The sequence below is a fragment of the Erythrobacter sp. QSSC1-22B genome (assembly GCF_001678665.1).
Taxonomy (GTDB): domain Bacteria; phylum Pseudomonadota; class Alphaproteobacteria; order Sphingomonadales; family Sphingomonadaceae; genus Qipengyuania.
On the sequence record NZ_LZRP01000005.1, the window covers coordinates 93,387 to 105,813 of the forward strand.

11 protein-coding genes are annotated in these 12,427 nt (G+C 65.8%); 3 read left to right on the forward strand and 8 right to left on the reverse strand.

Features of this window, described 5'->3' with window-relative positions; genetic code table 11:
- Nucleotides 1–4: 4 nt before the first annotated feature.
- A complete protein-coding gene (gene ispG / locus A9995_RS09525; RefSeq protein ID WP_067612095.1) occupies nucleotides 5–1,162 on the reverse strand; it encodes a flavodoxin-dependent (E)-4-hydroxy-3-methylbut-2-enyl-diphosphate synthase in 1,158 nt (385 codons plus the stop codon).
- A gap of 51 nt (nucleotides 1,163–1,213) precedes the next feature.
- Between ispG and A9995_RS09530 the strand changes: the two genes are divergently transcribed.
- Nucleotides 1,214–2,233 carry a CorA family divalent cation transporter gene (locus A9995_RS09530; RefSeq protein ID WP_233998151.1) on the forward strand — a complete coding sequence of 340 codons (1,020 nt, stop codon included), beginning with the start codon at nucleotides 1,214–1,216 and terminating at the stop codon, nucleotides 2,231–2,233.
- A gap of 23 nt (nucleotides 2,234–2,256) precedes the next feature.
- On the opposite strand, the gene A9995_RS09535 is transcribed toward A9995_RS09530, so the two are convergent.
- The 3 genes from A9995_RS09535 to A9995_RS09545 form a co-directional block, all read right to left on the reverse strand.
- Nucleotides 2,257–4,053, reverse strand: coding sequence for a DUF885 domain-containing protein (locus A9995_RS09535; protein ID WP_067612098.1), 1,797 nt, complete (start codon nucleotides 4,051–4,053; stop codon nucleotides 2,257–2,259).
- A gap of 141 nt (nucleotides 4,054–4,194) precedes the next feature.
- Nucleotides 4,195–5,148 carry an SDR family NAD(P)-dependent oxidoreductase gene (locus tag A9995_RS09540; RefSeq protein ID WP_067612101.1) on the reverse strand — a complete coding sequence of 318 codons (954 nt, stop codon included), beginning with the start codon at nucleotides 5,146–5,148 and terminating at the stop codon, nucleotides 4,195–4,197.
- A gap of 84 nt (nucleotides 5,149–5,232) precedes the next feature.
- Nucleotides 5,233–6,498: a mechanosensitive ion channel gene (locus A9995_RS09545; protein ID WP_067612103.1), complete on the reverse strand. Its 1,266-nt coding sequence runs from the start codon at nucleotides 6,496–6,498 to the stop codon at nucleotides 5,233–5,235.
- A gap of 109 nt (nucleotides 6,499–6,607) precedes the next feature.
- On the opposite strand from A9995_RS09545, the gene A9995_RS09550 reads away from it, so the two are divergent.
- Nucleotides 6,608–7,675, forward strand: coding sequence for an isoaspartyl peptidase/L-asparaginase family protein (locus A9995_RS09550; RefSeq protein ID WP_082992615.1), 1,068 nt, complete (start codon nucleotides 6,608–6,610; stop codon nucleotides 7,673–7,675).
- A 6-nt stretch (nucleotides 7,676–7,681) separates the two neighbouring features.
- Here A9995_RS09550 and bla read toward each other — a convergent pair whose 3' ends face one another.
- Both bla and A9995_RS09560 read right to left on the reverse strand, forming a co-directional pair.
- Complete coding sequence (bla, locus tag A9995_RS09555; protein ID WP_067612107.1) at nucleotides 7,682–8,575, reverse strand: class A beta-lactamase; 894 nt, start codon at nucleotides 8,573–8,575, stop codon at nucleotides 7,682–7,684.
- 2 nt (nucleotides 8,576–8,577) lie between these two features.
- Nucleotides 8,578–9,471 (reverse strand): prephenate dehydratase, encoded by an 894-nt coding sequence (locus tag A9995_RS09560; RefSeq protein ID WP_067612110.1) that lies wholly within the window; start codon nucleotides 9,469–9,471, stop codon nucleotides 8,578–8,580.
- A gap of 151 nt (nucleotides 9,472–9,622) precedes the next feature.
- On the opposite strand from A9995_RS09560, the gene A9995_RS09565 reads away from it, so the two are divergent.
- Nucleotides 9,623–10,297 (forward strand): cytochrome c family protein, encoded by a 675-nt coding sequence (locus A9995_RS09565; protein ID WP_067612113.1) that lies wholly within the window; start codon nucleotides 9,623–9,625, stop codon nucleotides 10,295–10,297.
- A gap of 83 nt (nucleotides 10,298–10,380) precedes the next feature.
- On the opposite strand, the gene A9995_RS09570 is transcribed toward A9995_RS09565, so the two are convergent.
- Together A9995_RS09570 and A9995_RS09575 are read right to left on the reverse strand one after the other, a co-directional pair.
- Nucleotides 10,381–11,046 (reverse strand): RlmE family RNA methyltransferase, encoded by a 666-nt coding sequence (locus A9995_RS09570; protein WP_067612116.1) that lies wholly within the window; start codon nucleotides 11,044–11,046, stop codon nucleotides 10,381–10,383.
- On the reverse strand, nucleotides 11,043–12,233 hold the full coding sequence (locus A9995_RS09575) for a Ppx/GppA phosphatase family protein (protein WP_067612118.1): 1,191 nt from the start codon (nucleotides 12,231–12,233) through the stop codon (nucleotides 11,043–11,045). The genes A9995_RS09570 and A9995_RS09575 overlap by 4 nt, the downstream gene beginning before the upstream one ends.
- Nucleotides 12,234–12,427: the final 194 nt, after the last annotated feature.

Below are 12,427 nucleotides of genomic sequence, written 5' to 3' on the forward strand. Positions count from 1 at the left end.
CGAATCACTCCGCCGCTTCGACGGCCTGGATGGGGGAGGCATGCGGGTCGAAGGCAACCTGTTCGCCGGCCTCGATCTGCGCGGCCTTGGCCTCGACCAGCCGGACGATATGCTCGAGCATATCCTCGCTCTGCACCGTGTGGTCGGTCACCCCCGAGAGATAGACCATATGCTTGCCATTGCCGCCGCCGGTGAGCCCGATATCGGTCTCGCGTGCTTCACCCGGGCCGTTGACGACGCAGCCCAGTACCGAAAGGCTCATCGGGGTCTTGATGTGCTCGAGCCGCTTTTCCAGCGCCTCGACCGTGCGGATCACGTCGAAACCCTGGCGCGAGCACGAAGGGCAGGAGACCACGCGCACACCGCGGGTCCGCAGCCCGAGCGCCTTGAGCATCTCGAACCCGACCTTCACTTCCTGCTCGGGCTCGGCGGAAAGCGAGACGCGGATCGTATCACCGATCCCGGCCCACAGCAGGCTGCCCATCCCGATCGAGCTCTTGACCGTCCCGCCGATCAGCCCGCCGGCTTCGGTGATGCCGAGGTGCAGCGGGCAGTCGACCGCTTCGGCGAGCCCGTGATAGGCGGCCACCGCGAGGAACACGCCGCTGGCCTTCACCGCCACCTTGAAATCGTGGAAATCGTGATCCTGCAGCAGCTTGATATGGTCGAGCGCGCTTTCGATCAGCGCCTCGGGGCAGGGCTCGCCGTATTTCTCGAGCAGGTCCTTTTCCAGGCTGCCGGCGTTGACCCCGATGCGGATCGCGCAGCCATTGGCCTTCGCGGCGCGGACCACTTCGGCGACCCGCTGCGACGAACCGATATTGCCCGGATTGATCCGCAGGCAGGCGGCACCCTTGTCGGCCGCCTCGAGCGCGCGCTTGTAGTGGAAATGGATGTCCGCGACGATCGGGACCTCGGCAGCGCGGGTGATCTTGTCGAAATGCCGGGTCGCCTCTTCGGTCGGGCAGGACACGCGGATAATGTCCGCGCCCGCCTCTTCGCAGCGGCGGATCTGGTCGATCGTCGCGCCGACATCCTCGGTCGGGGTGTTGGTCATGGTCTGGACGCTGATCGGCGCATCGCCGCCGACCGGGACCTTGCCGATCATGATCTGACGGCTCTTGCGGCGCTCGATATCGCGCCAGGGGCGTATAGAAGACATGCTTGCGATATAGAACGCCCAAGGTGAAGGAGCAATGACAGCGCATGAGCGATGCGCCATGATGTGACGATGACCAGCTCGCTCGACGCCGATGACACCCGGAAGCCACTGTTGTTCGGCCGCGTCCTAAACGGCGCGGGCGGGGCGCGGCCTATCGATTGGGAGGAGGCGCAGGGCTGGGTGCCGCTGGCTCCCGACCAGATCCTGTGGCTGCATCTCGATCGCGCCTCCCCTGGTCTCCAGGCGTGGTTGCGGAAGCAGCATGGAATGACCGGACCGACCGCCGAGCTGCTGGTCTCGGACCTGTCGCGGCCGCGCGCCTTTCGTGAGGGCGAGGCGCTTGTCGCCACGCTGCGCGATCTCAATTTCAATCCCGGCGCGACGCCCGAGGACATGATCGCGATGCAATTGTGGAGCGATGGCAGCCGCGTGCTGACGCTGCGGCGCGCGCCCCAGCAGAGCCCCAACGAGCTGCGCGATCTGCTCGATCGCGGCGCGGGCCCGCGCGACGCCGGGGCGATGATCACGCTGATTGCCGAGCTGATGATCGACCATCTGAGCGGCGCGGTGATCGACATCAACGCCGCCATCGATCGGCTGGAAGACAATGCCGACGATCTGGCGATCGGAGTCCGTGCCCGCGAGATCGCCGAAATTCGCCGCAACTGCCTGGCGTTGCAGCGGCACATCTCGCCCCAGCACGAGGCGCTGCAGCAGATCAGCCGCGATGCACCCGAATGGTTCGAGCCGCACGACCGCCGCGAAATAGCCGAATCGATCGCCCGGCTGCGGCGGCATGTCGACGACATCAACATCAGCAAGGAAAGCGCGGTCGTGTTGCAGGACGAGCTGCGCGTTCGCGCCCAGGCTGTCGGCCAGAACGCGACCTACAAGCTCGGCGTAATGGCCGGAGTGTTCCTGCCGCTGACCTTCTTCACCGGTCTGCTCGGCAGCAATGTCTCGGGCATTCCCTGGCACGACGAACCTTGGGCGTTCTGGGGGGTGATCGGCGCGTGCCTGGCGATCGCGCTCGCCATTCTGGCGATCTTCCGCAGCCAGCGCTGGCTCTAGCGCGCCGCCCGATTTGGTGGCGCTTACTCCCCCGAGCGCTGCGAAGGAATGAACTCGTCGCGTACCGCCTGTGCCATCAGTTCGAGCGGGATGATCCCCTGGCTGAGCAGGAAATCGTTGAACGCCCGCTCCTTGAAATCCGCACCCAGCGCGATCTCGGTCTCGATCCTGAGGTCGATCAGCTTACGGTAGCCGTAATAATAGCTGCCCGCCTGCCCGGGCGAGCGGAAGCTGTAGCGGTCGAGTTCCTGCTTCACCATTCCGGGCGAGAACAGCGCGTCCTCGCGCAGAATGCGGCCTGCCTCATCGCGGGTGATCAGCCCGAGGTTGAGCATCGGGTCGAGAAAGGCGCGTGCCGCGCGCAGCAGCCGGAACTGCTGGGCGATGAACTGTCCCTCGATCGGTTCGTAGGGCATCACCTCGGCTTCGGCGTAAAGCGCCCAGCCTTCGACGTTCACGCTGTTGAAGGCGTAGAGCAGGCGTGCCAGACTGACTCCCTGTTCGACCAGCGCGGCGAATTGCATTTCGTGCCCAGGGCGCGCCTCGTGCGCGCTCAGCGTCCAGCTTGCCGCCGCGTGGTTGAAATCGTCATAGGCATCTTCGGGCCCGGCGGTGGGGTTGCCCGCGGTCAACACAAATGTGCCGCGCTCGCCGGTGTTGCCGATCAGCCGGGGCGGGCGCATGTGCGGCGCGGGCTGCGCGGCGCTCTCGGCCACGGAAGCAAGCCGCATCGACATCTCGTAATCGGGCAGGCTGACAATGTCGTTTTCGCGGATTTTCGCCTCGAGCTGGGCGTTCACATCGCGATAGTAATCCTCGATCTCGTCATCGGGGATCGTGCGCTCCTTGAGCTTGCGCATGACCGAGACGTAATCGGTTTCTTCCCAGCCGTTCTTCTCCGCGATCTGTGGGGCGAGCGCCTCCATCTGCGCGCGGATTTCGTAATAGCCGCGCCGCGCCCGCGCCATTGCCTCGCGCGGTTCCATGTCGATACCGACATTGCGCAAATTGAGCGCGTAGAGTTCCTCGGGCAGCCGCGCCTCGGCGCGCGCGCTGGGGAGCACCGTGTCGCGCGTCCATTGGCCGTAATCGGCGAACTGGCTCTCCATCGCCGCGAGTGCGGGCTCCGCACCCGCGATCTCGTAGCGTTCGAACAGCTCGCGTATGCCCGCCACAAAGGTCGGGATCTTGGCGATCGATTCCTCGACCTCGACCGCATAGGGGCCAAGCTTGTCGGTCCCGCGGCTGGCTTCGAACCGCGCCTTGGCCAGCTCGGTATAGGGCTGCGTACCCTCGGCGAGCCCGGTATAGCGCTGCAGCAGCGTCAGCGCCGAAGCGCGGCGACCTTCCGCCGTCTGGTCCGACAGCATCCCGCCGATAGTGTAGAAGATGGTCTGCGGCATTTCCGACCATTCGAGCAGCAGGCGCTCATTGAGCCGGGTCGATTCGATGCTCCGGTCGAGCGAATCGATCAGGATCGCGAGATCCTGTTTGACGAACGCGTCGGTCTCGGTCTCGCGCGCCGCAACGAAGCGCTCGCGCAGAGCCTCGGCCCCGGCGAGATAGCGCGCGTTGCGATCGGCCGACATGTCGAAGGTCTGGCCGTCATATTGCTCGTAGCCCGACTGCGAGGCGCCTTCGGGGAAGAACTGCGCCTCGAACTCGATCAGCTGGGTCGTATAGGCGTTGCTGGTCTCGACCCATTCCGGGGTTTCGGCGGCGGCAGGGGAGCCCGCCTCGGCCTGCGCCAGGACGGGAGTGGGCGACAGGGCAATGGCTGGCGCGCTGGCAAGCGCAATAGCGGCGGCGAAGGTTCTCATCTGCAACTCCCGTGAATTTCGTGGGGGAATCCTGCGGCCCCGGATGGTTCTGCGCAAGCGGAGCCCGACGAAAGCCGCCCCCGACCGGACCGGCGACAGACGGCGGCCCGCTTGTGCGACTCGTCCAGCCCGGCATCAGGCTCAGTAAGCGAATGTCGCTCCGACCAGCTCTTCCGATGCGGACCACAGCCGCTCGGCTGCATCCTTGTCGAGTGCGTAGGAGCGTACGCCGCCGCTCGGATCGCTGTCGCTGTGATCGGCGACGGCACAATCCTCGGCATAGAGCCCGCCTTTGTCTTCGAGTTCCGGTGCGGTCGCGGCCCAGCAGGTCGTTGCCGCACCCTGTGGCACGGTCTTGAAGGTCATGCCCTTGTCTTCGGCATTGCTCTCCATCCGCTTGCGCAGATTGGCGATGTCTTGCTCGTCGAGATGGCGCCCGAGATTGGTCATGATCCCGCCGGGGTGCACCGCATAGGCATGGATGCCCTTGTCCGAGAGCCGCTGCTCGAGCGCCACGGCGAACAATATGTTGGCGGTCTTCGACTGCCCGTAGGCTTCCCATTTGTCGTAGTCGCGCTCGGCATAGTTGAGGTCGTCGAAATGGACCGAATCGAGATGATGGCCGCGGCTCGACAGATTGACGATGCGCGGGTTCTCGCCCTTTTCCAGCAGCGGCATCAGCAGATTGGTGAGCAGGAAATGGCCCAGGTGGTTGGTCCCGAACTGCAGTTCGAAGCCGTCGGCAGTGCGGCTGAGCGGGCAGGCCATCACCCCGGCGTTGTTGATGAGAAGATCGACATGGTCGAATCGTGCCAGCGCCTGCTCCGCGGCGGCCCGGATCGAACCGAGCGAGGCGAGGTCGCAGACCAGCGTTTCGACTTTGGCGCCGGTCTCGTCGCCGATCGTCTTGGCCGCCGCTTCGAGCTTGGATTCGTCGCGACCCGAGAGGATGAGGCTTGCACCTTTGGCGCCCATCGCGCGCGCGGTTTCGTGGCCGAGCCCCGAATAGGCACCGGTGATGAAGGCGGTTCGCCCGGTGAGGTCCTTGTCGGCGAGGACTTTGTCCGCCGTGCTGTCGAAACCGAATGTGCTCATGAAAATATCTCCGAATGAAGAAGGGGCGCGGGATGGTCTATCCCGCGCCCCTGCTGTTTGGCTAGTGGACTGTTGAACGATCCGTCACGCGCCGGGTGGAAGCGGGTCGTCGTCCGTAGGAGCAGCGGCCGGCTTGCGTCCAGGCCGCGACGGCGGGGTGGTGGTCGGCTTGTCGAGTTCGCCCGATCCCATGCTCTCGTCGAGCTCTTCGAGCTTACGCGCCGCCCAGTCGCGGCCGCCGAGCCCGAAGGCCAGCGCGCCGGCGACCGAGATGCCCGCCACGATGATCGTCAGTGCGGTGGTCGGGATCATACCGCCGATCCCGGTGAACTGCAGCCCCATGAAGACGAACAGCACGATGGTGATCCATTTGACGATGGTCGCCGGGGTGGACCGTGTCTCGTCGCCGGCGATGAGCCGCGCGAGCATGTTGGCGATCAGGAAACCGACCCCGATCACCACGGCGCCAAACACCACGCGTCCGCCAAGCTCGAGGATCTGGTCGAGGATCGCGGTCAGTTCGGGGAATCCCAGAACGCGGGTGGCAGCGATCGCGAAGAACAGGATGATCGCCACCTGGACGACTCGCGCGATGATCGCGCTGGCCCCGGTGGTGCCAGTCGTCAGGCCGCTTTCGCCAAGCGCCCGGTCGACGCCGAGGCCGGGGAGGATTTCCTTGAGCATCTGCGCCACGAACTTGCTGACGAGATAGCCAATGCCCAGCAGGATCGCCGCGGCCAGGATGTTGGGAATGGCTGCGAAGATCCGCCGCAACATGTCCGAAGCAGGCTCGGAAATCGACTGGATGTTGAGCGTTTCCAGCGCCGCGATCGAGACGAACAGGACGATCACGACATAGGCGATCGTACCGATGGTCTTGCTGATCGTTGCGTTGCCGGTGACGCTGTCGACCCCGCCGCGATTGGCCCATTTGTCGAAGCTGATCGCGCCAAGCGAGGTGACGATCAGATCGCGAACGATCTTCGCCACCATCAGGCCGATGAAGAAGATCAGCCCCGCGGCAACGATGCGCGGAATGAATTCGACGGTCGTTTCGAGCAGCGTATCGACCGGCCCGGCCACCGCGCCAAGCCCGAAGACATTAAGGATTGCGATGAGACCGAACAGCCAGATGAACAGCGCGACGATCTTGCCCAGCGATTCCCCCAGCGAGGAGCCGGTCCCGGTCGCGCGCTGGAAGAACGCAACATTGTCGACCAGCTTGGCGAAGGCCCATTTCGCGGCCTTCGCCAATGCCCATGTGGCGATAAGGATGAGGATTGCGACGACGGCTTTTTCAAGCACGGTCATCGCGACCTCCTCGTCGAAACGATAATTGCCGATTTGCATCGAAAGCTCTCCCCGTTGGTTGTTGTACGTCGAAGGGTACCACGTGGTCGCTGTTGTTCCAAAATCGATTTGTAGTGGAGTGGATAAGTTGCCGTGCTATCGCGCTGGCATGACCCGTTCTTTTATCGCTGTCGCCCTCGGCCTGCTCGCTTTGCCGACCCTTCTCGCCACCCCCGCCACGGCGCATGAAGCGGAGGCCTGGTCCTTCGCAATCCACGGCGGGGCGGGGACGCTCTCGCGCGAGAACATGACCCCCGAGCGCGAAGCGGAATACGAGGCGGCGCTGCAGGGTGCGCTCGATGCCGGTGCAGCGGTGCTGCGCGATGGCGGCACCGCGATGGATGCGGTCGAGGCGGCGATCCTGCTGATGGAGGACGACCCCAAGTTCAACGCCGGGCGCGGTGCAGTCTTCACCTGGGAAGGCGCCAATGAACTCGACGCCGCGGTGATGGACGGGCGCGATCGCACCGCGGGGGCGGTCACCGGGATCACCGCAGTCAAGAACCCGATTCTGCTGGCGCGCGCGGTGATGCGCGACGGGCGCCATGTCTTCCTGAGTGGCGCAGGCGCCGAGGAATTCGCCCGCGAACGCGAGATTGAAACGGTCGCGCCTGAATGGTTCCAGACCGCGCCCCGCCGCGAGGCGCTCGAGCGGATGAAGGCCGACCAGCTCTCGGCCTATGACGTGGATCACAAATTCGGCACGGTCGGCGCGGTGGCGCTCGATCAGGCGGGCAATCTGGCGGCAGGCACCTCGACTGGCGGGATGACCGGCAAGCGCTGGGGCCGGATCGGCGATGCCCCGATCATCGGCGCGGGCACCTATGCCGACAACCGCAGCTGCGCGGTATCGGCCACGGGCGCGGGCGAGTATTTCATCCGCGTCGGCGTAGCGCAGGAGATCTGCACACGGCTGCGGCTGGCTGGCGACACCGCGCTTGAGGAATTCGACAACGGCCAGAGCGAAGGCGGGGGCGAGATCACGCTGACCGATGCACTGGTGGAGAACGTCGCCGACGCCGTGATGGCCGAGGTCAAGGAGCTGGGCGGCGATGGCGGAGTGATCGTGGTCGCGCCCTCGGGCGCGGCGGTGTTCAGCTTCAACACCAGCGGCATGTACCGCGGGCGCGCGACCAGCAAGGGCGTCAACGAGATCGCAATTTTCGCCGAAGACTAGCCGCGATCAGCCCGTGGCCCAGCGGGCGATAATGCTCCCCGCCTGAGCCAGCACGGCTTCCGATACCGGATCCATGGCGCCATGGATCGTAGGCGCGCGGTAATAGGTCGCGAAGGTCAGCGGCGCACGCTGCTGCGGTTCGATGAATCCGATATCGACATAGAGACCGCCCATTCCCGGCCAGATCGAGGTGCCGGTCTTGTCTCCGGCATGCCAGCCTTCGGGCAGGCCTGCACGCACCCGCCGCAATCCTGTGGGGGTGTCGTGCATCCAGCCCTTGAGCCTCTCGCCCGCCTGCGCATCCAGCCCGCCGCCATAGAGCATCCGTGCCAGCGTGGTCGCCATGGCGCGCGGCGTGGTGGTGTCGCGCAATTCGCCCGGCGGCACGTTGTTGAGTTCGGGCTCGGTGCGATCGAGCCGGCTGGCATCGTCGCCCATGCGCCGCCAGAACGCGGTCAGCGCCTGCGGTCCACCGAGCCTCGCCAGCAGGATGTTCGCCGCGGCGTTGTCGGAATATTTCTGCGTCGCTTCGGCCAGTTCGTGCAGGGTCGCACCCTGTTCCAGCCGCTCGGTGGTAAAGGGCGACACCGCCATCAGCTGATCGCGCGTCCAGCGGACATGCTCATCCGCCGAGATGGTGCCATCGGCGTCGAGCTGCAGCACCATCGCCGCGAGCGAGGCCTTGAAGCTCGAGCAATGACCGAAGCGCTCGGTCTGGCGATGGCCGAGCCCGAGCCCGGTCTGCGTGTCGAGCGCAAAGACTCCCAACTGCCCACCGGCCCCGGCTTCCACTATCCGCAGCTTGGCTTCCAGCCGGGCGTTATTATCCGCCCCGATCGGCACGCAGGCCGCGCCCGCCAAGGCGAGACCGCCAAGCATGACGCCACGCCGGGTGGCCATGCTCATCCCCGCTTGCGCGCCTGCGCGTAGCTGCCGAGCAGGCGGACGCTGTTGCAGTGGAAGGCCAGTTCTTCCAGTGCCTGATCGACCCGCGGATCGCCCGGCGCGCCTTCGATGTCGGCGTAGAACCGCGTCGCGGCGAAGCTGGCGCCCTTCTGGTAGCTTTCCAGCTTGGTCATGTTGACGCCATTGGTGGCGAAGCAGCCGAGCGCCTTGTAGAGCGCGGCGGGCACGTTCTTCACCTCGAAGATGAAGGTCGTCATCGGCGGCGCGCCATCCAGCCCCGCCGGATCGCGGGCTTTCCTGGCGAGCAAGACGAAGCGCGTGGTGTTGTCATGCGCATCCTCGACCGCCTGTTCGACGATCTTCAGGCCGTAGAGTTCGGCTGCCATCGGCGGCGCGAGCGCGGCTAGTTCGGGGCGCCCGCGCTCCGCCACATAAGCTGCCGCGCCGGCGGTGTCGGCGTAGCTCATCGGTACGATCCCGCGCGCCAGCAGGAATTCGCGGGATTGCCCGAGCGCTTGGGGATGGCTGTAGGCGGCCTCGAAGGGGCCGTCGCCCAGCGCCATAAGCGCGTGGGTGATGCGCATGAAATGCTCCGCCACGATCGCCAGCCCGCTTTCGGGCAGCAGGAAGTGAATGTCCGAGACCCGGCCGTGCTGCGAATTCTCGATCGGGATCATGGCCGCGCCCGCCTGCCCTGCCTTCACCGCGTCGAGCGCGTCCTCGAAGCCGTAGCAGGGCAGCGGTAGCGCTTCGGGCGCGAACTGCATCGTCGCCTGGTGGGAATTCGAGCCGGGGGCACCGCCGAAAGCGATGGTGCGCGCCGGGTCGGCCTGCGCCGCGCTGCGCATCGTGTCGACCATAGCCAGGGCGGGTTGGGGGAATTTGCGCATGGCGGGCGTGCTATCGGGGCCGCTCGAGCGCCGCAAGCGAATTGCAGCTCCTGCAGGCCAAGGCGCGTCGGTCGCACTTGCGCGCGGGCTGCTGCGCCCCTAGAGCGTCGCCCAACCGACATCATCAAACAAGTTTGCGGACGATTCACGCATGGACGACAAGTTCAATACCGCCTCCGGATGGGTTCTCTTCGCCGGGATCGTCGCGCTCGGCGCCTCGATCGGTTCGGGTATGTATTTTCATGCCGACAGTCCTGAAATGCCCGAGGAACCGGGCTATTTCATCGATGCGCCCGAAGAAGGTGCCGGCGAGGATGCCGGACCGGACCTGGGGACCCTGCTGGCGTCCGCCGATGCCGCCGCGGGCGAAGCCGTGTTCGCCAAATGCACCGCCTGCCACACGATCGAGCAGGGTGGAGCGAGCGGTATCGGGCCCAACCTCTACGGTTCGATGGGCAAGGCGATCGCTGGCGTTGCTCCCGGTTTCGCCTATTCGAGCGCGCTGTCCGATCACGGCGGCCAGTGGACCTGGGAAAACATGAACGAGTGGCTCACCAGCCCCCGCGCGTTTGCCAGCGGTACGAAGATGAGCTTCGCCGGCCTGTCCAAGCCTGAAGATCGCGCCAATGTGATGGAATATCTGTCGACCTTCGGCGGGGCGCCGGCCAAGCCCGAGCCCGCGGCCCCGGCTGCCGAGGAGGGTGTCGATAGTCCGGGTGAAGGTCCTGGCGCTGTCGAGGGCGCCGCTGCGGATGCCCCCGAAGCAGTTGGTGCCATGGGTGACGAGCAGCCGGTTCCTTCCGGTCCGGTCGAGGCAAGCGAATAAACTTCGCGCTGAGCGAAATGGGCTTCGCGAATTGGTCGCGAAAACCGTCTCAGGAAAACGAGCCTAGGTAACGAGGGGCGCCCTTACTCGCGCCCCTTGAACCCCTGCGCCACCACATACCACTCCGACGATCCCTTCCGGCTGGCCGGAGGCTTGGCATGCTTGACCGTGCGGAAATGCTTTTTCAGCAGGTTGAGCAGCTCGGCATCGGTTCCGCCTGCCAGCACCTTGGCAATGAAGGCGCCGCCTGGCGCCAGAGTCTCGATCGCGTACCAAGCGCCGGCCTCGACCAACCCCATCGTGCGCAGATGGTCGGTCTGCTTGTGGCCCACCGTGTTGGCGGCCATGTCGCTCATCACCAGATCGGGTGCACCCTGTAGCGCTTCTTCCATCGCCTTGGGCGCGGCATCGTCCAGGAAATCCATCTCGAAGATGGTGACGCCCTCGATCGGTTCGGTCGGGAGCAGGTCGATCCCGACGATCGTCGCCTTGGGTGCGACCTTGCGGACGACCTGGCTCCAGCCACCGGGTGCAATGCCGAGATCGACCACCCGCTCGGCGCCTCTGAGCAGCGCGAATTTCTCGTCGAGCTCGATCAGCTTGTAGGCCGCGCGGCTGCGATAGCCTTCGGCCTTCGCCTGCTTGACGTAAGGATCATTGAGCTGGCGTTCGAGCCAGCGGGTGGAAGAGGCGGTGCGCCCCTTCGCCGTCTTGACCCTTCGGTCCGAATCGCGCCCTGAACGGCTCACAAATCTTCCTCGCGAATGCGCAGCCGACTTTCGCGGCTGCGTTCTGCCACTTCGTCCGCGGCCATCAGGCTGCGCAAGATGCCTTCGCGAATACCGCGATCGGCAACCGCGAGTTCCTTCGCCGGCCAGATATCGAGGATCGAGTCCAGGATCGCGCAGCCCGCCACCACCAGATTGGCGCGATCGTCGCCGATGCATGGCAGGGTGCGGCGATCCGCCTCGCTCATGGTTGAAAGCCGCAGCGAGATCTCGCGCATCGATTGCGAAGGGACAATCAGCCCATCGACCGCGCGGCGGTCGTATTGCGGGAGTTCAAGATGGATACTGGCCAGGGTGGTCACCGTGCCGCTGGTGCCCAGCAGGCGGATCGTTTCCGATTCGCGCGCCGTGTCGGCGATGCGTTCGGCGAAGGGGGTGAAGCTTTCCGATACCAACCGGCGCATTTCGGCATAACGGACCGCGCGGCCATGCCTGGTGCCATCGGGGGGCTGTACCGAATCGGTGAGCGAGACCACACCCCAAGGGACGCTCAGCCAGTCGAGGATGCGCGGCACCGGACCACCGGGTTCGATCAGCACCAGTTCGGTCGAGCCCCCGCCGATATCGAAGATGACCGCGGGGCCGACGCCGTCCTCGAGCAGGATGTGGCAGCCCAGCACCGCCAGCCGCGCCTCTTCCTGCGCCGAGATGATATCGAGCGCGATCCCGGTTTCCTCGCGCACCCGCTCGATAAAGGCCTCGCCATTGGAGGCGCGGCGGCAGGCCTCGGTCGCGACGGAGCGCGCCAGATGGACGTTGCGGCGGCGCAGTTTCTCGGCGCAGACATGCAGCGCGCCCAGCGTGCGCTCCATCGCCACATCGGAGAGCTTGCCCGAGGCCGCCAATCCTTCGCCCAGGCGGACCACGCGGCTGAAGGCATCGATCACGGTGAAATTTTCGCCCGAAGGCCGCGCAATCAGCAGGCGGCAATTGTTGGTGCCCAGATCGAGCGCAGCATAGGCCTGACGGCGCGGACCGCTTTCGTGGCGGACATGGCCGGGCGGTGCGTTGAGAGGGCCGCGGGAGTCGCGGGCTTTCTTGTCGGGCCGGGAGGGGAGCTTGTAGCGGAAATCGGCTACCTTGCCGGACGTCTTACCCCTGCGCTTGCCAGCCGCTGCGTGCAAGTCCGGCGGAGAATGGTCCGCCATGGCAAATCTTTCTGTTTCCTCCCGCGCTCCGAAAAGGCCGGCGCGGGGACCTGACAGGAGTGCTACAGCCGATGCGGCGCGGGAGCAAGGACTTGCGAGGCACGGCGCTGCGCGGTCTTGACCTGCCGGGAACTCCCACCTAGATGGCCGCCTCGCGTCGGGGGCGCAGGCGAGTCCCGCCCGACCCGGTGCCG

Excerpts from the sequence above, each read along its gene's own strand:
- ispG (WP_067612095.1), bottom strand. The coding sequence starts at position 1,162 with ATGTCTTCTATACGCCCCTGGCGCGATATCGAGCGCCGCAAGAGCCGT.
- A9995_RS09530 (WP_233998151.1), top strand. The coding sequence starts at position 1,214 with ATGCGCCATGATGTGACGATGACCAGCTCGCTCGACGCCGATGACACC.
- A9995_RS09535 (WP_067612098.1), bottom strand. The coding sequence starts at position 4,053 with ATGAGAACCTTCGCCGCCGCTATTGCGCTTGCCAGCGCGCCAGCCATT.
- A9995_RS09540 (WP_067612101.1), bottom strand. The coding sequence starts at position 5,148 with ATGAGCACATTCGGTTTCGACAGCACGGCGGACAAAGTCCTCGCCGAC.
- A9995_RS09545 (WP_067612103.1), bottom strand. The coding sequence starts at position 6,498 with ATGCAAATCGGCAATTATCGTTTCGACGAGGAGGTCGCGATGACCGTG.
- A9995_RS09550 (WP_082992615.1), top strand. The coding sequence starts at position 6,608 with ATGACCCGTTCTTTTATCGCTGTCGCCCTCGGCCTGCTCGCTTTGCCG.
- bla (WP_067612107.1), bottom strand. The coding sequence starts at position 8,575 with ATGGCCACCCGGCGTGGCGTCATGCTTGGCGGTCTCGCCTTGGCGGGC.
- A9995_RS09560 (WP_067612110.1), bottom strand. The coding sequence starts at position 9,471 with ATGCGCAAATTCCCCCAACCCGCCCTGGCTATGGTCGACACGATGCGC.
- A9995_RS09565 (WP_067612113.1), top strand. The coding sequence starts at position 9,623 with ATGGACGACAAGTTCAATACCGCCTCCGGATGGGTTCTCTTCGCCGGG.
- A9995_RS09575 (WP_067612118.1), bottom strand. The coding sequence starts at position 12,233 with ATGGCGGACCATTCTCCGCCGGACTTGCACGCAGCGGCTGGCAAGCGC.